Raw genomic sequence first — 20,279 nt, 5'->3', positions numbered from 1 at the left:
ACATCGAGGCTTCATACTACTAAGCCAGCCGTGAAATAGATAAACAAAAACCGCGACCTGGGCCGCGGTTTTGTCATTGAAGAGGCTGTTACTTCTGTTGACGCTTCATGGAGTCGAAGAACTCGTCGTTGGTCTTGGTCGCAGCCAGCTTGTCGATGAGGAACTCGATGCTGTCGATCTCGCCCATGGGGTGAATGATCTTGCGCAGGATCCACATCTTCTGCAGCTCGTCCGGGGCGGTCAGCAGCTCTTCCTTGCGGGTGCCGGAACGGGTGATGTCGATGGCCGGGTAGACGCGCTTCTCGGCAATCTTGCGCGAGAGGTGCAGTTCCATGTTGCCGGTACCCTTGAACTCTTCGTAGATGACTTCATCCATCTTGGAGCCGGTATCGATCAGCGCGGTGGCGATGATGGTCAGGCTGCCGCCCTCTTCGACGTTGCGCGCCGCACCGAAGAAACGCTTCGGACGGTGCAGGGCGTTGGCGTCCACACCACCGGTCAGCACCTTGCCGGAAGACGGGATGACGGTGTTGTAGGCGCGGGCCAGACGGGTGATGGAGTCCAGCAGGATCACCACGTCCTTCTTGTGCTCGACCAGACGCTTGGCCTTCTCGATCACCATTTCGGCGACCTGGACGTGACGGGAGGCCGGCTCGTCGAAGGTGGAGGCGATGACTTCGCCCTTCACCATCCGCTGCATCTCGGTCACTTCTTCCGGACGCTCGTCAATCAGCAGCACGATCAGCTCACAATCCGGGTGGTTGTAGGCGATGCTCTGGGCGATGTTCTGCAGCAGCATGGTCTTACCGGCCTTGGGCGGTGCAACGATGAGACCGCGCTGGCCCTTGCCGATCGGGGATGCCAGATCCAGTACACGGGCGGTGATGTCTTCGGTGGAACCGTTGCCACGCTCCATGCGCAGACGCTCGTTGGCGTGCAGGGGAGTGAGGTTTTCAAACAGGATCTTGTTGCGGGAGTTTTCCGGACGGTCGTAGTTGACGTCGTTGACCTTGAGCAGGGCGAAATAGCGCTCGCCCTCTTTCGGCGGCCGGATCTTGCCGGAAATGGTATCGCCGGTACGCAGGTTGAAGCGGCGGATCTGGCTCGGGGAGACATAGATGTCATCCGGACCAGCGAGATAAGAGCCGTCTGCACTGCGCAGGAAACCGAAACCGTCGGTCAGGATTTCCAGCACACCGTCGCCAAAGATATCCTCGCCGCCCTTGGCGTGCGCCTTGAGGATTGCAAAGATAATGTCTTTCTTGTGCGCCCGAGCCAGATTTTCCAACCCCATGGATTCGCCAAGCTGGACCAGCTCGGACACAGGAGTGTTCTTAAGTTCAGTCAGATTCATAGTGGTGAAAGTCTGTAAGCAAGGATTGAAATGAGGAGACAGTCTGCTGGATTGATGCTGATCGGATTTGACTTGCCAGGCTGGTAGTTAAGCAAAGAGTCAGGCAAAAAGGTTAGCAAACGAGCGATAAACTAGCACCAATCAGGGTGAGCGTCTAGGTGATAAAACACAAGGAGCGCATTATTGCAATGCGCTCCTTCTTGATTATTACAGGTTGCCGTCCAGGAACTCTTTCAGTTGGGTCTTGGACAGGGCGCCGACCTTGGTCGCTGCCACTTCACCATTCTTGAACAGCAGCAGGGTCGGGATACCACGAATGCCGTACTTGGGCGGAGTGTCGGCGTTATGATCGATGTTCAATTTCGCCACGGTCACGCGACCTTCATATTCCTGAGCAACTTCGTTCAGGATCGGGGCAATCATCTTGCACGGTCCACACCATTCGGCCCAGAAATCGACCAGAACAGGGCTGTCGGCGTTGATTACATCGGCCTCGAAGCTGGCATCGCTCAGCTGAACAATCTTGTCACTCATCTCCAACTCCAGTCAGTAATTAAGGCTTTATTGATGGTTCAACAAAGGCAATAGTTGCCCTATTTGAAATGATCCTGTTTATTATTGCAAGCCTAACCTGATAACCTACCGCCATGAGCAAAACACATCTAACGACCGAAAAATTCGCCCAAATGGGCCTCGAACCCGAAGTTCTGGCTGGTCTGGAATCAAAGGGATTTCACTATTGTACGCCCATCCAGGCACTGTCCCTGCCCCTGCTGGTTGAAGGTCATGACCTCGCCGGTCAGGCCCAGACGGGGACCGGCAAAACCCTGGCTTTCCTGGCGGCTACATTCAACTATTTGCTGACCCATCCGCTGACCAGGCCGCGCCTCATCAACCAGCCCCGCGCCATCATCATGGCCCCGACCCGGGAGCTGGCCGTCCAGATCTATAACGATGCAGAGAGCATGTCAGCCTCCACCGGGCTCAAGCTCGGTCTCGCCTATGGTGGCGAAGGCTACGACAAACAGCTGGCCGTGCTGGAACAGGGCGTCGACATCCTGATCGGCACCACGGGTCGTATCATCGACTACTTCAAGTCCAAGGTCATCGATCTCGGCAACATCCAGGTCGTGGTACTGGACGAAGCGGATCGCATGTTCGATCTGGGCTTCATCAAGGACATCCGTTTCCTGTTCCGCCGCATGCCCCCCGCCACCGAGCGTCTGAGCATGCTGTTCTCCGCCACCCTCTCCCTGCGGGTGCAGGAGCTAGCCTATGAACACATGAACCACCCGGAACATGTGCAGGTCGAACCGGAACAGATGACCGGCGTGCGGATCAAGGAGGAGCTCTTCTACCCCTCCAACGAAGACAAGATGTTGCTGCTGCTCTCCCTGATGGAAGAGGAGTGGCCCGAGAAAGCCATCGTCTTCGCCAACACCAAGCACGTCTGTGAAGACGTTCACGCCTGGCTGGAGAATGACGGCCACCGCGTCGGTCTGCTGACCGGCGACGTGCCGCAGAAGAAGCGGATGAAGATCCTGGAAGAGTTCACCAAGGGCACCCTGGATATCCTGGTCGCCACCGACGTGGCCGCCCGTGGTCTGCACATCCCCGACGTGACCCACGTCTTCAACTACGACCTGCCCGATGATGCCGAAGACTATGTCCACCGCATCGGTCGTACCGGCCGCGCCGGCAGAAGCGGTCACTCCATCAGCCTGGCCTGTGAAGACTATGCCTTCAACCTGCCGGCCATCGAGGAGTACATCCACCACCCCATCCCGGTCAGCAAGTATGACCGCGAGGCGCTGCTGGATGACGTCACCGCGCCGAAACGGGTGTTCCGCAACCGCCAGCCGGTGAACCGCAACATGCGGGATCGCCAGGGCGGTGGCAACAGCAACAACCGTCGTCGCCCCCCCCGCAAGAACTGAGGGATCGGCCAAGTTGCACAACTCGCCTCTCTATGCCGCCATCGACCTCGGCTCCAACAGCTTTCACATGCTGGTGGTGCGCGAGGTCGCCGGTGCCCTGCGCACCGTCACCAAGGTCAAGCGCAAGGTACGCCTCGCCGCCGGCCTCGATGCCGATTTTCGCCTCAACCGTGCCGCCATGGAGCGGGGCTGGGACTGTCTGCGCCTCTTCTCCGAGCAGTTGCAGGACATCCCGTCCGACAATATCCGGGTAGTGGGCACCGCCACCCTGCGCCTGGCCACCAACGTCGACGAATTCATCAGCGAAGCGGAACGGGTGCTCAACCACAGCATCGAGATCATCTCGGGCGAGGAAGAAGCCAAGACCATCTATGAAGGTGTCTCCTGGACGTCGGCAGGGGAAGGCAACCGGCTGGTAATCGACATCGGCGGCGCCAGCACCGAGCTGGTGATCGGCGAGCAGAGCGAAGCCAAGCTGCTCAACAGCCTGCACATGGGCTGCGTCACCTGGCTCAACAACCACTTCGGTGATGGCGAGCTCTCCGAGACGCGCTTCAACCAGGCCATTGCCGCCGCCAAGGCGGTACTGGAGAAAGTGGCTGCGGACTACCGTGTCCTCGGCTGGCGCACCTGCGTCGGCGCCTCCGGCACCGTCCAGGCGCTGCAGGAAATCATGCTGGCCCAGGGCAAGAGCGAGCGGGTCACCCTGCCCAAGCTGCAAGAGCTGATGGGTCAGGCCATCGCCTGCGGCAGACTCGATCAGTTGCAGCTCGAAGGGCTGGCGGCCGAACGGCTGACCGTGTTCCCCTCCGGTCTCGCCATCCTGATCGCCATCTTCGAGACCCTCGACATCGAGAGCATGACCCTGGCGGGCGGTGCCCTGCGTGAAGGACTCATATACGGCCTGCTCGGCAACAATCACGACTGTGATGCCCGGGATCGCACCGCCGACAGCCTGATCAGCCGCTACCAGCTCGACAAGGAGCACGCCGAGCGGGTCCGCGACACCGCCATCGAGGCGTTCACCCAGTTGCAGCCGGCCTGGCGCCTCTCCAAGCGCTACGGTCGCCCGATCCTGCGCTACGCGGCCCTGCTGCACGAAATCGGTCTGTGCATCGAGTACAAGAAGGCGCCGCAGCACGCCGCCTACATCATCGACAACATCGACATGCCTGGCTTCACCCCCGCGCAGAAGAAGCTGCTGTCGGCCCTGCTGTTCAACCAGCGGGATGAATTCAAGCTGGAGCCGCTGGAGAAACAGGGCGCCGTCACCGGTCGCCAGGCGATCCGGCTGGCCCGTATCCTGCGCATCTCCCTCATCCTCTGCATGCGCCGAACCCAGGGCACTGTGCCCAGGTTCATGCTGCAAGCCGATGAAGATGCCCTGACCCTGACCCTGCCCAAGGGGTGGCTGGACGAGCACTACCTGCGCGCCAGCGAGCTCCGCCTCGAGGTGGAGCGCCAGCAGAAGATGGGCTGGTCCACCCGGCTGCTGGAAGCCTGAGCCGCACACCCCATGGCCGATTACCAACCCGTCAGCTGTGACCTGTACGACTGGCTGGAGATCGCCGCCGGCTGGCAGCTGCCCGTCACGATCACCGACCGGGATGGACGAACCTGGACGGACAGGATCCGCACCATAGAAGCCAGCGGCGGGGTGGAGTATCTGCTGCTGGAGCGCGCTGAGCGCCTCAGCCTGGCGGACCTGGCGACCCTGGAACTCGTCTGGCAAGGGGAAGAAAAACGGATCCACTTCGCCCCACCCCGCAGCCAATGAATAGCAAGAGGGCCAACCTGATCAGGTTGGCCCTCTTCGTTTGACGCTCAGACTCCCTGCCAGTCGCCACTCAACTTGCCAGCGCCGCCATCACATAGACGTCGAAGCGGTTGCTCTTGGTCTCGATGGCCATGCTGGGCTTGTGCTCGTTGAGCCAGCCCGCATAGTCGGGCCGCTTCACCACCACCCGCTTGTCAGCCATCCTGAGCGCCGCCGGCAGCAGGGCATCCGCGTCGAGATCCGCTCCCACCAGGGACTGGAACACCCGCATCTCTTTTTTCACCAGCGCCGACTTCTGCTTGTGGGGGAACATGGGATCCAGGTAGATGACCTCCGGCCGCTCGGTCAGCGCCAGCAGGGTCTCCACCGCCGGGCCTTGCAGCAGTTGCATCCGCTCGCGCACCCAGGGGCCTATCTCGGGATCCTGCCCCGCCCGGGTCAGACCGTCCTGGAGCAGGGCCGCCACCACGGGGCTGCGTTCGATCAGGGTCACCTTGCAGCCGAGGGAGGCGAGCACGAAGGCATCGCGCCCGAGCCCGGCGGTGGCATCCACCACGGTCGGCATGGCTCCCGACTTCAATCCCACCGCCTTGGCGATGGACTGGCCGCGCCCGCCACCGAACTTGCGCCTATGGGCCACCGCCCCTTCCACGAAGTCCACATAAACGGCCCCCAGCTTGGGTTCGTCCAGTTTGCGCAGCTCCAACCGCGATGCGGTCAGCACCAGGGCGAAGGGAGCGGGAAACGCCACGTCGGCAAGGCGCTGGCGCAGGGCGTCGAGCTCGCCATCGCGGGCGGGCACTTCACTGAAAACCTGAATATGGGGCATAACATGGACTCATCACGGCGCAGAAGCCGGCATGATAGCAGAAGCGGGGGGTCAGCTCACCGTGGTCAGATTCGCCAGGTTCATTCCCTGACGGTTGAGACTCAGGTATTCGGTCAGATCGTCGAAGGGCAGCGGGCGGCTGAGCAGATACCCCTGGGTGAAGGCGCACCCCTTCTGGCAGAGGAAGTTGAGCTGCTCCCGGGTCTCCACCCCTTCGATCACCACCTGCATGCCGAGGTTGTGCACGATGTTGATGATGCCGTCGAGCAGCAGGCGGTCCTGCTCGTTGAAGGGAATATGGCGCACGAAGGAGCGATCGATCTTCACCAGATCCACCGGGAAGGTACGCAGGTAGTTCAGTGCCGAGTAGCCGGTGCCGAAGTCGTCGATGGCCAGCTTGCAGCCCGCCTCGCGCAGGGCATCGATCCGCACCCTGTGCTGATCGCTGGTCTCCATCAGCAGGGATTCGGTGATCTCGATGATGATGTCCGCCGGATCCAGCTCGAAGTGGCGGATCACCCTGAGCCACTCGTTGGCCTCCGGGTCTATGGTCTGGAACTCCAGGGTGGAGCGGTTGATGGACATCTGCAGATCCGGGAAGCCGGACTGCTGCAATCTGGCCAGATCCCGGCAAGACTGCCACAGCACCAGGGCACCCAGCCCCTGGATGAGCCCCGCCTCTTCCGCCAGCGGGATGAAATCCGCCGGTGAGACCTGACCCCAGTGGGGGTGATACCAGCGCACCAGGGCCTCCAGCTTGGCGACCCGGCCGCTGCGGTTGTCCCAGATGGGCTGGTAGGCCATGGTCAGCTGGCCCAGCTTGATGGCCTCCGCCAGATCGTGCTGCATCTGGTGGCGCTGGCTCACCTCTTCCCGCATGGAGGCGTTGTAGGTGCCGAGGGGACGTCCCTGGCGCTTGGCGACGAACAGGGCCTGCTCGGCATTGCGCAAGAGCTCGTCGCTGTCGCCGCCGTCATTGGGACAGAGGGTGATCCCCAGGGTGGCGGTCACATAGAGGTGCTGGTTGGCCAGCATGAAGGGGCGGGCAAAGCCGCCGATCACCTGCTTGGCAAACACCTCGGCCTGACGGCGGTTGACGATGCCGGGCACCAGGAAGGCAAACTCGTCGCCGCCGATGCGGGCCACCAGATCCTCGGTGCGCACCCGGCTCACCAGCCGATCCGATACCTCCCGCAGCAGGGCGTCGCCCACATGGTGATCCATGCTGTTGTTGACCGCCTTGAAGTTGTTGAGGTCGAGCACCATGAGGGCGAAGCGCTCCCCCCGTTCGCAGAAGCGGGCCAGACAGCGACCGAACAGCCAGCGGTTGGGCAGGCCGGTGAGGTTGTCGTAGTTGGCCTGGGCGGCGATCTTCTGCTCCGCCAGCTTGGTCTGGGAAAGATCGCTGAAGATGGCGATGTACTGACTGATCTTGCCCCCTTCCCGCACGGCGCTGATCATCAGCTGCTGGGGATAGAGCTTGCCGTTCTTGCGCTTGTTCCACACCTCCCCACGCCAGATCCCCACCCGCTCCAGGGCGTGGTACATGTCCGCGTAGAAGGTCTGATCGTGCAGTCCGGACTTGAGCATGCTGGGCCGCTGGCCACACGCTTCCTCCTCGCTGTAACCGGTGATCTTCTCGAAGGCCGGATTGACCGAGATGATGCGACTGTCGGCATCGCACACCAGAATGGCTTCGGAGAGGTTGTCATAGACCCGGTGGGAGAGCTTGAGCTGCTCCGCATGGCGCCTGATGGGATCGATGTTCTCCAGCACCACCATGAGATAGTCGGGGTGCATCTGCTCGTTGCGGATCAGGGTCACCGTCACCCGTCCCCACAGGACGGTCCCATCCCGGTGGAGATAACGCTTCTCCTGGGTAAACGCGGGACGCTCTCCCCGCTTGAGGGCGTCGTAGAGCGCAATGCTGGTCTGCCAGTCGTCCGGATGGTTGATTTCGGCGACGGTGAGCTGTTGCAGCTCCTCCTGGCTGTAGCCGAGCATCTTCTCGATGGCCGGGTTCGCCCAGAGGATCTTGCCGCCCAGATCCACCTTGCCGATGCCCACGGGCGCATGGGACATCATGGTGTCCAGGAAGTGGTGATGTTCCGGTTGCGCCGGCTGCTCCTGGCTCTGGCGCTGCTGATACATCAGCGCCAGTTCACGACCGGCGAGCGGGGCCAGCAGACGCAGCAGGCCCACTATCTTCTCCATTCTCGGCATGGCCCGCTTGAACATGACGCTGCACAGGCCGATGGTCTCTCCCTCGGCGTTCTTGAGCGCGACGCCGGCATAGGCTCTCACCTCGCAGCGCTCCAGCACGGCGGCGTGGGGGAACAGCTGGCGGGTGCGATCACTGAACCAAGCTTCACCCTGTTGCATGGCGATCTCCCCCGGAGTGTCGGCGAGGGGGAAGCTGTAGGCGTTGATGTCGAGGGAGGCGGGATAGGCGGCATGCACGGTAAAGAACAGACCCGCCTGATCCTTGCCGGACACCAGGACGAAGTCAGCCCCCACCGCGTTGGCGATTTCACTCACAAAGGCATCAAAATATCCCTGACCACTCGAATGAGACAGGCTGGAGATGATTTGATAGACAGACTCGAGTGCTCGCCTCATGGCAAGGTTCTTTCTCTCCCTGGAAGGTAGAACCCGACTCTACTGAAGAGGCGGGGACAGTGCAAACATGCACTCCGCAAGATATTAAAAAGGCTTGGGAAAAGGGACCAAAAGGTCCCTTTTTCTATCAAAAATCACGTTTCGATCCCACTATGCCGCAAATGTGTACCTGCTTGAAGCTCCCGCAGTGGCGCGGCAGCTCATCCAATCGAGGCTCACTGTTGCGGCGGGACCTCACGCGGCGATACCACTGTGACGCAGCAGCGCATCCACCTGGGGCTCCCGGCCACGGAAGGCACGGAACAGCTCCATCGGCTCCCTGGAGCCGCCCTTTTCCAGAATGTTCTTCAGGAAGGAGTGGCCCGTGGCCGGGTTGAAGATCCCCTCCTCCTCGAAGCGGGAGAAGGCGTCGGCAGAGAGTACCTCGGCCCACTTGTAGCTGTAGTAGCCCGCCGCGTAGCCGCCCGCGAAGATGTGGGAGAAGCTGTGCTGGAAGCGGTTGAACGCCGGAGGCGTCATCACGGCGACCTGGCTGCGCACCTCAGCCAGCAGCGCAGGGATCTGATCCGCTCTGGCCGGGTCAAAGGTCTGGTGCAGACGGAAGTCGAACAGGGCGAACTCCAGCTGGCGCAGCATCTGCATCGCCGCCTGGAAGTTGCGGGCGGTCAGCATCTTCTCCAGCAGATCGGCGGGCAGCGGCTCCCCGGTCTCGTAATGGCCGGAGATGAAGGCCAGCGCCTCGGATTCCCAGCACCAGTTCTCGAGGAACTGGCTCGGCAGCTCCACCGCATCCCAGGCCACGCCGTTGATGCCGGCCACGCCGGCCACATCGATGCGGGTCAGCATGTGGTGAATGCCGTGGCCGAACTCGTGGAACAGGGTGACCACTTCGTTGTGGGTGAACAGGGCCGGCTTGCCGTCCACCGGGCCGTTGAAATTGCAGGTCAGGTAGGCCACCGGCTTTTGCAGGGAGCCGTCCTGACGGTAGCGGCGACCCAGGCAGACATCCATCCAGGCGCCGCCCTGCTTGTGCTCGCGGGCGTAGAGATCCAGGTAGAAGCTGCCGCGCAGCTCGTCATCGGCGTCAAAGATGTCGTAGAAGCGCACATCCGGGTGCCAGGTGTCGATGCCGAGACGCTCGCGCACCTTCATGCCGAACACCCGCTTGACCACCTCGAACAGCCCCTTCACGACCCGACCGGCGGGGAAATAAGGACGTAACTGCTCATCAGAGACCGAAAACTTGTGCTGTTTGAGCTTTTCTGCGTAATAGGCAAGATCCCAGGCCGCCAGTTCGTCCTGACCGTGCTGCTCGGCGGCAAAGGCGCGGATCTCCTCCAGCTCCGCCTTGCCTTGGGGCAGGGACTTGGCCGCCAGGTCGGTGAGGAAGTCCACCACCTGCTCCGGCTTGTCCGCCATCTTGGTCGCGAGGGAGAGCTCGGCATAGTTGGCAAAGCCCAGCAGTCGGGCCAGCTCCCGGCGCAGGGTGAGCAACTCGGTCATGATGGCGGAGTTGTCCCACTTGCCGGCGTTGGGGCCCTGGTCGGAGGCGCGGGTGGTGAAGGCCTCATACAGCTCGGCACGCAGGGCGCGGCTGTCGGCGTACATCATCACCGGCAGGTAGGAGGGGATGTCCAGGGTGAACAGCCACCCCTCCTTGCCCTTGAGTTCGGCCATCTGGCGCGCGGCAGCCTGGGCGCTCGCGGGCAGACCGGCCAGCTCGGCCTCGTCGGTCACCAGCTTGTGCCAGCCCTGGGTCGCGTCCAGCACGTTGTTGCTGAAACGGGAGGCGAGCTCCGAGAGGCGGGCCTGGATCTCGCCGTAGCGCTGCTGCGCCTCGGCAGGCAGACCGATGCCGGAGAGGCGAAAATCGCGCAGGGTGTTCAGGATCTCCTTGCGCTGGGCATCATCCAGCCGGGGGAAGTCATCGCTCTCGGAGAGGGCCAGATAGGCTTGATAGAGCCCTTCATGCTGACCGACATAGGTCTGGAATTCGGACAGCAGCGGCAGGCAGGCATCGTGAGCCGCTCGCAGCGCCTCGCTGTTCTGCACGGCATTGAGGTGGCTGATGGGGGACCAGATCCGGGAGAGGCGGTCGTTGACCTCTTCCAGCGGGGCGATCAGGCTGTCCCAGGTGTGAGGCTCCTTCTGGGCCAGCACATCCTCAATCTTCTGTTTGCAATCGGCGATGGCCTGCGTCACGGCAGGTTGCACCTGATCGGGCTGGATCTGGCTGAAGGGAGGCAGCGAGTCCATTGTCAGCAAAGGGTTAGTCATCTGCGGTACCTCTAAATGCTCTGCAGCCCCTGCCGTCCAGAAGCCTGCTTGGACCATCTAAGATGTAGGCAGAAACCCCATTTATCAAGCCTTTGCCGCCAAGAGACGGGCTTGTTGCCCACTTTTTCAGGCATTTTGTTCATAAAACCAGCACTTCATCTGCCAGAGACGACAATGCCGGCCCGAGGGCCGGCATTGTGAGGGCATGGACACTCCCCGCCTCAGCGTCGGGCGTCCTCTTTCAACCACTGGGCGACCCGCTTGGCGAAGTAGGTGAGGATGCCATCGGCCCCGGCCCGCTTGAAGCAGAGCAGGGATTCCATCACGCACTCCTTCTCCTTGAGCCAGCCATTCTGGATCGCCGCCATGTGCATGGCGTACTCGCCGCTCACCTGATAGGCGAAGGTCGGCACGCCGAACTGATCCTTCACCCGGCGGATGATGTCCAGGTAGGGCATGCCCGGCTTGACCATGACGCTGTCCGCCCCTTCGGCGATGTCGAGGGCCACCTCGTGCAGGGCTTCGTTGCCGTTGGCCGGGTCCATCTGGTAGGTGGCCTTGTTGCTCTTGCCGAGGTTGGCGGCGGAGCCCACCGCATCGCGGAACGGGCCGTAGTAGTGGGAGGCGTACTTGGCGGAGTAGGCCATGATCTGCACGTTGACGAAGCCGTTCTCCTCCAGCGCCGCGCGGATGGCACCGATGCGGCCGTCCATCATGTCGGACGGGGCAACCATGTCGGCCCCGGCGGCCGCATGGGAGAGCGCCTGCTTCACCAGGATCTCGGTGGTGATGTCGTTCTGCACATAGCCTTCGTCATCGATGATGCCGTCCTGACCATGGGTGGTGAAGGGGTCGAGCGCCACATCGGTGATGACCCCGAGCTCCGGGAAGCGCGCCTTGAGGGCACGGGTCGCCCGCTGGGCCAGGGCATCCGGGTTGTAGGCCTCTTCCGCCATCAGACTCTTTCTCTCCAGCGGCGTCACCGGGAACAGGGCCACCGCCGGCACACCCAGGGCCACCAGTTCGGCGGCCTCTTCGAGCAGCAGATCGATGGAGAGTCTGTCCACCCCCGGCATGGAGGCAACGGCCTCTCGCTGACCCTCCCCCTCCAGCACGAACACGGGATAGATGAGATCGTCGACGGTCAGTACGTTTTCGCGCACCAGGCGGCGGCTGAAGTCATGTTTGCGCACCCGGCGCAGGCGACGGCCCGGGAAGGCCCCCGGAAGAGTTGTGGCCATGAATCACTCCAAAAGCGGAAGTTGGAAGAATGCGGCGGAGGTGGCCCGGGTATGGGCCAGCAAGGCCTCGGGCGCTTCACCACGGCAGGCCGCCACCACCTGGGCGATGTGCGGCAAAAAAGCGGGTTCGCTGCGTTTGGGTCTGGGTTTTAGATCCCGCGGCACCAGGTAGGGGGCGTCCGTCTCTATCATCAAGCGACCCGCCGGAATGCGGGCCACCTGCTCGCGCAGCAGCTGGCCACGGCGCTCGTCACAGAGCCAGCCGGTCACCCCGATATGCAGCCCCAGCGCCAGGCACTCGTCCAGCTCGGCGTCGGAGCCGGTGAAGCAGTGCAGCACGGCCCCCGGCAGGCGGGGCAACCAGGGGCGCAGGATCTCGACGAATTTGTCATGGGCATCGCGGCAGTGCAGAAACACCGGCATCCCGAGCTCGGCGGCGAGCGCCAGCTGGGCGTCAAACACCGCATCCTGCACCGGGCGGGGGGAGAAGTCCCGGTTGTAGTCGAGACCGCACTCGCCGATAGCCACCACCTGGGGCAGGGCCGCCAGTTCCCGCAGGGCGGGCAGGGTCGCCTCATCGACGCTTTTGGCATCATGGGGATGTACCCCGGCGGTGGAGAAGCAGTAACCGGGCCAGCGGGCGGCCAATGCGGCACTTTCGCGGCTGCCGGCCAGATCGGTGCCGGTCAGGATCAGGGCTTCCACCCCGGCGGCGCGCGCGCGTTCCACCAGGTCGGCTTGTTCGCCTGCGAACTGGCTGCTGGTCAGGTTCAAACCGATGTCGATCATGGAGTCAGGGGTTCCGGACAAACGAGGTGCATATCAGGCATTTGAAAACCATCTACTCGATGGGGCCTTACCATACGCCTCGAACGGATGCATGAAAAGAGGAAGGGAGCCTCAGCTCCCCTCTTCCGTTTGTTGCTGCTCTTCGTCCTCTTTCTTCACATAGAAGCGGGCGAAGAACAGACCTATCTCCCACAGGCCCCACATGGGGATCGCGAGCAGGGTCTGGGAGAAGACATCGGGCGGCGTCAGCAACATACCGACCACGAAGACCCCGACGATGACGTAGGGGCGCTTCTCCTTCAGGCTCCTGGGGGTGGTCACCCCGGTCCAGCAGAGCAGTATGGTGGCCACCGGGATCTCGAACGCCACCCCGAACGCGAAGAACAGGGTCAGCACGAAGTCCAGGTAGCTGGCGATGTCGGTCGCCACCGTCACCCCGGCGGGGGCGGTACTGGTGAAGAAGCCGAACACCAGGGGGAACACCACGTAGTAGGCGAACGCCATCCCCGCATAGAACAGCACGGCGCTGGAGGCCACCAGGGGCAGGATCAGCCGCCGTTCGTGCTGGTACAGACCGGGTGCGATGAAAGCCCAGGCCTGATAGAGCAGATAGGGGATCGCCACGAAGAAGGAGACCACCAGGGTCAGCTTGATGGGCGTGATGAAGGGTGTCGCCACATCCGTCGCTATCATGCTGGTGCCTGCCGGCAACTGGCTGAGCAGCGGCTGGGCCACGAAGTCGTAGATGTTGTTGGAGAAGTAGATGAGCGCGATGAACACCAGCAGGATGGCGGTGATGGAACGCAGCAGGCGCGTTCTCAGCTCCACCAGATGGCTGATGAGGGGTTGTTCTGCCTGACTCATGGCTTCACCTCCCCCTTGGCTGCGGGCTCGCTGGCGGGCACAGGCTCGCTCTCTCGCTGACTGTTGACCGGTGGCACCTCTGGGGTCGCGGGCACCGAGGCCGCCACCGGAGTGGCTGGCTCAGCCCGGGCGGGCTCCCGAGGCGGGCGGATCTCGTTCTCCCCCTGATAGGGACGATTTACCGACTGGGCGGCCGCTTTCAACTGCTCGATGGATTCCTGCAGCTCGGGGCTCAGGTTGTTCATCTGCAACCGTTCGGCCTTCTTCAGATCGTTGTGCAGATCCTGCAACTTGAGCTCCTGTTCCAGCTCGGCCTTGACCGAGTTGGCGGTGCTGCGGATCAGCCTTATCCAGTGGCTGGCGGTGCGGATCGCGACCGGCAACCGCTCGGGACCCAGCACCACCAGGGCGACGACGCCGATGACGACCAGTTCCCAAAAACCGATGTCGAACATGGCTTAGGCCTGATCTTTGTCTTTCTGCTTGGCGGCTTCGGCGTTGCTGGCCGTCTCGTTCAACTGCTTGGTCGGGAACTCGGCATCTTTCTGCTCGGGTTTGGTGTCGGCCGGCTCATCGGAGAGCGCCTTCTTGAATCCCTTGACCGCCGCGCCCAGATCGCCACCGATACCGCGCAATTTCTTGGTGCCAAACAACAGCACGACGATGACTGCGATGATCAACAACTGCCAAATACTGATACCACCCATGACTTTCTCTCCGGATAGGCGCCCGATGGCGCAGGTTATTTAATGGGAACGGGTTCGCAACCAACCCAGCAGCCAGCATAACCCGGCGCCGGCGAGGCTGATTTGTCCCCACTCAATGTATTGTTTTTGGGTCAGCAAGAATACACCCGCGAGCAGCAGGCTGGCACCAACCCCTAAGAGGTAGCGGGCCTGCCCCTGACGGCGACTGTGGCGACGGAAATCGGCAAACATCTGGTCGAAGTGGTGCTGCTGATGGCGGGCCTGACGCAGGGTCTCATAGACCAGCTCCGGCAGCTCCGGCAGTTTCTCCGCCCAGAACGGCGCCTTCTCCTTGATGGCATTCCACACCGCCTTGGGGCCGACCTGCTCATGCATCCAGTTCTCCAGATAGGGCTTGGCGGTCTGCCACAAATCCAGCTGGGGATAGAGCTGGCGACCCAGCCCTTCTACATAGAGCAGGGTCTTTTGCAGCAGCACCAGCTGCGGCTGCACCTGCATGTTGAAGCGACGGGCGGTGTTGAACAGATTGAGCAGCACGTGGCCGAAGGAGATCTCGGAGAGCGGTTTCTCGAAGATGGGCTCCAGCACGGTGCGGATGGCGAACTCGAACTCGTCCACCTTGGTATCGGGCGGCACCCAGCCTGACTCTACGTGCAGCTCGGCCACCCGGCGGTAGTCGCGGTTGAAGAAGGCGAGGAAGTTCTCCGCCAGGTAGCGCTTGTCTTCCCGGTTGAGGGTGCCGACGATGCCGCAGTCGATGCCGATCCAGAGCGGATTCTCGGGGTGTTCGAAAGAGACGAAGATGTTGCCCGGGTGCATGTCGGCGTGGAAGAAGCTGTCGCGGAACACCTGGGTGAAGAACACTTCCACTCCGCGCTCGGCCAGCAGCTTCATGTTGGTGCCGTTGGCTTCCAGCGCGGCAATGTCGGAGACCGGAATGCCGTAGATGCGCTCCATCACCAGCACCTGCTCACGGCAATGGTCCGTGAACACCTCGGGCACATAGAGCGCCTCGGAACCGGTGAAGTTGCGGCGCAGCTGGATGGCGTTGGCCGCTTCGCGCATCAGGTTGAGCTCGTCGAGTATGGTCTTGCGATACTCCTCCACCACCTCGACGGGGCGCAGTCGCGCACTCTGGGGCACAAAGCGCGCTACCAGACGGGCCAGCGCCCGCATCAGGCGCAGGTCGGCCTCGATGACCGGCTCGATATCGGGACGGATCACCTTGATGACGATCTCGCGGCCGTTCTCCTTCAACCGGGCGGTGTGCACCTGGGCGATGGAGGCGGATGCCAGCGGCGTCTCGTCGAAGTCATCGAACAGGGTCTCGACGGGGCAACCCAGGCTCTCTTCTATCTGGCGACGGGCGGCCTGACCACAGAAGGGAGGCACCCTGTCCTGCAGCAGGGCCAGCTCTTCGGCAATGTCAGGGGGCAGCAGATCGCGCCGGGTCGAGAGCATCTGGCCGAACTTGATGAAGATGGGGCCCAGGGCCTCGAAGGCGAGGCGAATGCGGGCGCCACGGCTCATGCCTTGTTGCTTGTTCTTGAGCCAGAACAGACTGCGACGGGCCAGACGGCCAGGCCAGGGCTGATAACAGGCGGGCACCAGCTCGTCGATGCCCTGTTCCAGCAGGATGCTGACGATGCGATAGAGGCGTTTGAACTCCTTCGGGGTCATCAGCTCACCTGCTGTTCGAGGCGGGCAAGCCGCAACTCGATCGCCTTCATCTGTTGGGCAAGCTCTTCGACATCGTCATTGAAGCTCGCCACTTCCAGCGGACCCGGGGCAAGCCTCGCCTCCTCGGTCAGATACTCGGCCACTTGACGCTGGGAACGGCACAACTCTCGCCCCACAAAACGGCGAGCCTGACGAGCACCACTGCACAGGGTGTGGGCCACCACATCGCCGGTGTAGCGGGACAGCTCCTCTTCCCAGTCGATATCGAGCTCGCCAAGCAGGGCGCTGAATGCCTGCACCAGCTGGGGGTCACCGCTCAGGTCCAGCTTCTCCTCGCGGATGTAGCGGGTCAGGGCGGAAGGCTCCTTGAGCAGACCGAGGGCGGTCAGGGAGAGGCTCAGCACCGCATCCGCCTCCCCTTCAAACCTGGCCAGCACATCCAGACGGCGCTCCGAGAAGACAAACCAGAGCGGCTTGAGCTCGCGCAGCTCCAGTTTGAGTACCTTGCCCGTCAGCTTGCGCAGCCGCTCCGGGCTCTGTTTGTCCAGGGACAGCAACTGGTTGAGGCTGGTTTCGATCACTGCGGTGACCATGGCATCCATCGGCATAGGCGACCTTAAAACTTGTAACCGCGGTGCAGGGCAACCACGCCCTGGGTCAGGTTGTAAAACTCCACCTGTTCGAAACCGACATTCTCCATCATGCCTGCCAGGGTCTGCTGATCCGGGTGCATGCGGATGGATTCCGCCAGGTATTTGTAACTTTCGCTGTCGTTCGCGACGATTTCGCCCATTTTTGGCAGCAATTTGAAGGAGTAGAGATCATAAAGTTTGGCGATCACTTCGCTCACCGGCTTGGAGAACTCCAGCACCAGCAGGCGGCCACCCGGCTTGAGCACCCGGAACATGGAGGCAAGCGCCTTGTCCTTGTCGGTGACGTTGCGCAGGCCGAAGCCGATGGTGATGACATCGAAGTGGTTGTCCGGGAAGGGGAGCGCCTCGGCGTTGGCCTGCACGTAGGAGACGTTGTTGGCCACCCCCAGGTTGCGCAGTTTGTCGCGGCCCACTTTCAGCATGGAGTCGTTGATGTCCGCCAGGACCACCTGGCCGGTCTCACCCACGATGCGGGAGAACTTGGCGGTCAGATCCCCTGTGCCGCCAGCCAGATCCAGCACCTTCTGTCCTTTGCGGACACCGGAGCAGTCGATGGTAAAGCGCTTCCAGAGGCGATGGATGCCGAACGACATCAGATCGTTCATCAGATCATACTTGGCCGCTACCGAATGAAAGACACCGGCGACCAGGGTTTCCTTCTCGGTCGCTGCCACGGTTTTATAGCCAAAATGCGTAGTAGTAGTCTGTTCCGACATCCCTCAAATACCCATAGAGCAAAGAATGGCCGCCAGTTTACCAGAGCCGATGGCGTGCGGACACCTCAAACCCGGCTTGCGACCAACTGCATCCCCAGCACGACCATGGCCAGACAGAGGAACAGATTGAGACCGATATTGAGCAGCGCCTTCAGATAGGCCCCTTGCTGGGCCAGCACGACCGTATCGAGGGCAAAGGAGGAGAAGGTGGTCAAGGCGCCGAGGATACCCACCATCAGCAATGGCTTCATCGGGTGCTCCACCACGTGACCATGGCTGATCAGGGCATAGGCAATCCCCATGATGAAGGAACCCACCACGTTGACCACCAGGGTGCCATAGGGAAAGTGGCGTCCCAGCAGCCAGGCCATCAGCTCGGCGATGCCAAAACGCAGGCAGGCACCGAAGGCGCCTCCGGCAGCGACAAATAACCAGGTTTGCATCAAGCAGTCTCCAAGATTGTCAGGTTGGCATTATGCAAAATGTCGGCAGCAGGGGACAGCCGGGCAATTAATCGACCCTGCTAGACCCTAGCGGCGAAAGTCTACCGATTCTGCATTCACAAGATGGAGGGTCGTCTCGGCCGGGCGAGTATCGGCGATGACTCTGCCATGGCGGATGGAATAACGCACCGGCACTTGGCGGCGCACCGCATCGAAACCATTCTCTGCAGGAAGGATCAGCAGGTTGGCGGGCTTGCCCACCTCGATGCCGTAGCGATCCTGCACGTTCAGGGTGCGGGCGCTGTGGCTGCCGATCAGCTTGAGGCTGTCGTTGATCTGCTCGTAGCCCATGATCTGGCAGACATGGAGCCCCATATGCAGCACCTGCAACATGTTGGCCGTGCCCATGGGATACCAGGGATCGAACACGTCGTCGTGGCCGAAGCAGACGTTGATGTTCGCCTCCAGCATCTCCTTCACCCGGGTGATCCCACGACGCTTGGGATAGCTGTCGAAGCGCCCCTGCAGGTGAATGTTCACCAGCGGATTGGCCACGAAGTTGATGTCCGCCATCCTGAGCAGCCGGAACAGCCGCGAGGCATAGGCTCCGTTGTAGGAGTGCATGGCGGTGGTGTGGCTGGCGGTCACCCTATGGCCAATACCGCGCTCGTAGGCCAGGGTTGCCAGCGTCTCGATAAAACGGGACTGTTCGTCATCGATTTCGTCGCAATGCACATCCACCAGAACCTGATACTTCTCCGCAAGATCGAAGACGTAGTGCAGACTTTCGACCCCGTACTCCCGGGTAAACTCGAAATGGGGGATGGCACCGATCACGTCGGCCCCCAGCTTGAGAGCCTCTTCCAGCAATGCCTTGCCGTTGGGGTAGGAGAGGATCCCCTCCTGCGGAAAAGCGACGATCTGCAGCTCCACCCACTCCTTCATCTCCTCCCGCACCTCCAGCATCGCCTTCAAGGCGACCAGATTGGGGTCGGAAACATCCACGTGAGTCCGCACGAACTGGATGCCGTTGGCAATCTGCCATTTCAGTGTCTGGATGGCGCGTTGTTTCACATCCTCATGGGTCAGCAGCGCCTTGCGCTCGGCCCAACGCTCGATCCCCTCGAACAGGGTACCGGAGAAGTTCCAACTCGGCTCGCCAGCCGTCTGGGTGGTATCGAGGTGAATGTGCGGTTCGATAAAGGGGGGGATGACAAGGCCTTGCTCACCATCAAGCTCGCGGACAGAGAGCAGCTGAGTGCTCATGGGCTCAATGGCCCGGATCACGCCTCCCTGACAGAGGATTTGCCACATCCCTTCCCTGCCCGCCAGACGCACATTCCTAATCAGCATGTTCTTTCCCCTTCGAAAGCGTAGTTGTCTTTGCCAATCCACAACTTAGCCCGGATCCCTTTAATAGAGAAGCGCCGCCCGGAAAGCATACGGGATAGAAAGGGAAGATATCTCAGCAACAAGAAGGTGCGACATTGCAGGACTGCAATTTGCGATGGATGGCTGAAAGGCAGACACAAAAAAGCCTCCCGATTGGGAGGCTTTCTTATTTAATGGTGCTGATACCCAGAATCGAACTGGGGACCTCATCCTTACCAAGGATGCGCTCTACCGACTGAGCCATATCAGCACACTAACCGGTAAAGACCACGCTCAATGCGTAATCTAAAATTGGGTGCCTGGCAGTGTCCTACTCTCGCATGGCGAATGCCACACTACCATCGGCGCTACAGCGTTTCACTTCTGAGTTCGGCATGGGGTCAGGTGGTTCCACTGCGCTATTGCCGCCAGGCAAAATCTTAATCCAGAAAGCTGACGTGAGTAGTGATGTTGCACTTGGCTTGTCACTATCACTGAATTAGGTAAGTAGTCTCGCACTTGCTACAAGGCCAGAAACACTTCTTGGGTGTTGTATGGTTAAGCCTCACGGGTAATTAGTATGGGTTAGCTCAACGTATCGCTACGCTTACACACCCCACCTATCAACGTTGTGGTCTCCAACGGCCCTTTAGGACCCTCAAGGGGTCAGGGATGACTCATCTCAGGGCTCGCTTCCCGCTTAGATGCTTTCAGCGGTTATCGATTCCGAACTTAGCTACCGGGCAGTGCCACTGGCGTGACAACCCGAACACCAGAGGTTCGTTCACTCCGGTCCTCTCGTACTAGGAGCAACTCCCTTCAATCATCCAACGCCCACGGCAGATAGGGACCGAACTGTCTCACGACGTTCTGAACCCAGCTCGCGTACCACTTTAAATGGCGAACAGCCATACCCTTGGGACCGACTTCAGCCCCAGGATGTGATGAGCCGACATCGAGGTGCCAAACACCGCCGTCGATATGAACTCTTGGGCGGTATCAGCCTGTTATCCCCGGAGTAC

18 protein-coding genes, 1 tRNA gene and 2 rRNA genes (1 of these 21 only partly in view) are annotated in these 20,279 nt (G+C 61.4%); 3 read left to right on the top strand and 18 right to left on the bottom strand.

What is annotated here, in order from left to right; genetic code table 11:
• Window positions 1-88 precede the first annotated feature (88 nt).
• Window positions 89-1,354, bottom strand: coding sequence for a transcription termination factor Rho (gene rho / locus C2U37_RS07810; protein WP_010672370.1), 1,266 nt, complete (start codon window positions 1,352-1,354; stop codon window positions 89-91).
• A 207-nt stretch (window positions 1,355-1,561) separates the two neighbouring features.
• Complete coding sequence (gene trxA, locus C2U37_RS07805) at window positions 1,562-1,888, bottom strand: thioredoxin TrxA (RefSeq protein ID WP_010672369.1); 327 nt, start codon at window positions 1,886-1,888, stop codon at window positions 1,562-1,564.
• 113 nt (window positions 1,889-2,001) lie between these two features.
• Here trxA and rhlB point away from each other — a divergent pair, with 113 nt between their 5' ends.
• From rhlB to C2U37_RS07790, 3 genes are read left to right on the top strand one after another with little or no spacing between them, the layout of a single operon-like run.
• Window positions 2,002-3,291 (top strand): ATP-dependent RNA helicase RhlB, encoded by a 1,290-nt coding sequence (gene rhlB, locus C2U37_RS07800; protein ID WP_049636361.1) that lies wholly within the window; start codon window positions 2,002-2,004, stop codon window positions 3,289-3,291.
• A 13-nt stretch (window positions 3,292-3,304) separates the two neighbouring features.
• Entirely contained in the window at window positions 3,305-4,795 is a 1,491-nt protein-coding gene (gene gppA / locus C2U37_RS07795) for a guanosine-5'-triphosphate,3'-diphosphate diphosphatase (RefSeq protein WP_041212042.1), read from the top strand.
• A gap of 12 nt (window positions 4,796-4,807) precedes the next feature.
• Window positions 4,808-5,068: a Rho-binding antiterminator gene (locus tag C2U37_RS07790; RefSeq protein WP_104452077.1), complete on the top strand. Its 261-nt coding sequence runs from the start codon at window positions 4,808-4,810 to the stop codon at window positions 5,066-5,068.
• 70 nt (window positions 5,069-5,138) lie between these two features.
• Here C2U37_RS07790 and C2U37_RS07785 read toward each other — a convergent pair whose 3' ends face one another.
• From C2U37_RS07785 to C2U37_RS07710, 16 genes are all read right to left on the bottom strand, one after another.
• Window positions 5,139-5,897 carry a class I SAM-dependent methyltransferase gene (locus C2U37_RS07785; RefSeq protein ID WP_233463111.1) on the bottom strand — a complete coding sequence of 253 codons (759 nt, stop codon included), beginning with the start codon at window positions 5,895-5,897 and terminating at the stop codon, window positions 5,139-5,141.
• A gap of 51 nt (window positions 5,898-5,948) precedes the next feature.
• Window positions 5,949-8,516, bottom strand: a complete 2,568-nt coding sequence (locus tag C2U37_RS07780; protein WP_039041083.1) for a putative bifunctional diguanylate cyclase/phosphodiesterase — start codon at window positions 8,514-8,516, stop codon at window positions 5,949-5,951.
• A gap of 234 nt (window positions 8,517-8,750) precedes the next feature.
• Window positions 8,751-10,793 carry an oligopeptidase A gene (prlC, locus tag C2U37_RS07775; protein ID WP_042879059.1) on the bottom strand — a complete coding sequence of 681 codons (2,043 nt, stop codon included), beginning with the start codon at window positions 10,791-10,793 and terminating at the stop codon, window positions 8,751-8,753.
• A 221-nt stretch (window positions 10,794-11,014) separates the two neighbouring features.
• On the bottom strand, window positions 11,015-12,034 hold the full coding sequence (gene hemB / locus C2U37_RS07770) for a porphobilinogen synthase (RefSeq protein WP_039041081.1): 1,020 nt from the start codon (window positions 12,032-12,034) through the stop codon (window positions 11,015-11,017).
• Between the two features lie 3 nt (window positions 12,035-12,037).
• Window positions 12,038-12,823, bottom strand: coding sequence for a TatD family hydrolase (locus C2U37_RS07765; protein WP_104452076.1), 786 nt, complete (start codon window positions 12,821-12,823; stop codon window positions 12,038-12,040).
• Between the two features lie 111 nt (window positions 12,824-12,934).
• Entirely contained in the window at window positions 12,935-13,687 is a 753-nt protein-coding gene (tatC, locus tag C2U37_RS07760; protein ID WP_042017421.1) for a twin-arginine translocase subunit TatC, read from the bottom strand.
• Complete coding sequence (tatB, locus tag C2U37_RS07755) at window positions 13,684-14,142, bottom strand: Sec-independent protein translocase protein TatB (RefSeq protein ID WP_069652893.1); 459 nt, start codon at window positions 14,140-14,142, stop codon at window positions 13,684-13,686. Before tatB ends, tatC begins: the two co-directional genes overlap by 4 nt.
• Before the next feature lie 3 nt (window positions 14,143-14,145).
• Window positions 14,146-14,394 (bottom strand): Sec-independent protein translocase subunit TatA, encoded by a 249-nt coding sequence (tatA, locus tag C2U37_RS07750; RefSeq protein WP_010672358.1) that lies wholly within the window; start codon window positions 14,392-14,394, stop codon window positions 14,146-14,148.
• A 39-nt stretch (window positions 14,395-14,433) separates the two neighbouring features.
• Window positions 14,434-16,074, bottom strand: a complete 1,641-nt coding sequence (gene ubiB, locus C2U37_RS07745; protein WP_103858685.1) for a ubiquinone biosynthesis regulatory protein kinase UbiB — start codon at window positions 16,072-16,074, stop codon at window positions 14,434-14,436.
• Entirely contained in the window at window positions 16,074-16,682 is a 609-nt protein-coding gene (locus C2U37_RS07740) for a ubiquinone biosynthesis accessory factor UbiJ (protein ID WP_048209347.1), read from the bottom strand. The genes ubiB and C2U37_RS07740 overlap by 1 nt, the downstream gene beginning before the upstream one ends.
• Window positions 16,683-16,690: 8 nt before the next feature.
• Window positions 16,691-17,443, bottom strand: a complete 753-nt coding sequence (ubiE, locus tag C2U37_RS07735; protein WP_039041078.1) for a bifunctional demethylmenaquinone methyltransferase/2-methoxy-6-polyprenyl-1,4-benzoquinol methylase UbiE — start codon at window positions 17,441-17,443, stop codon at window positions 16,691-16,693.
• Between the two features lie 65 nt (window positions 17,444-17,508).
• Window positions 17,509-17,886, bottom strand: a complete 378-nt coding sequence (crcB, locus tag C2U37_RS07730) for a fluoride efflux transporter CrcB (RefSeq protein WP_010672354.1) — start codon at window positions 17,884-17,886, stop codon at window positions 17,509-17,511.
• 87 nt (window positions 17,887-17,973) lie between these two features.
• Window positions 17,974-19,239: a cytosine deaminase gene (locus C2U37_RS07725; protein WP_103858686.1), complete on the bottom strand. Its 1,266-nt coding sequence runs from the start codon at window positions 19,237-19,239 to the stop codon at window positions 17,974-17,976.
• 213 nt (window positions 19,240-19,452) lie between these two features.
• Window positions 19,453-19,528 (bottom strand) — tRNA-Thr (locus C2U37_RS07720).
• 47 nt (window positions 19,529-19,575) lie between these two features.
• Window positions 19,576-19,690: ribosomal RNA gene (gene rrf / locus C2U37_RS07715) — 5S ribosomal RNA — on the bottom strand.
• A 121-nt stretch (window positions 19,691-19,811) separates the two neighbouring features.
• Window positions 19,812-20,279 (bottom strand): 23S ribosomal RNA (locus C2U37_RS07710) (it continues 2,421 nt past the right edge of the window).

It is taken from the genome of Aeromonas sp. ASNIH1, from assembly GCF_002934285.1.
In the GTDB taxonomy this organism is placed as follows: Bacteria; Pseudomonadota; Gammaproteobacteria; order Enterobacterales; family Aeromonadaceae; genus Aeromonas; species Aeromonas caviae.
Note: the sequence above shows the minus strand (reverse complement) of the source record. Positions and strands in the feature narration are given on the sequence as shown.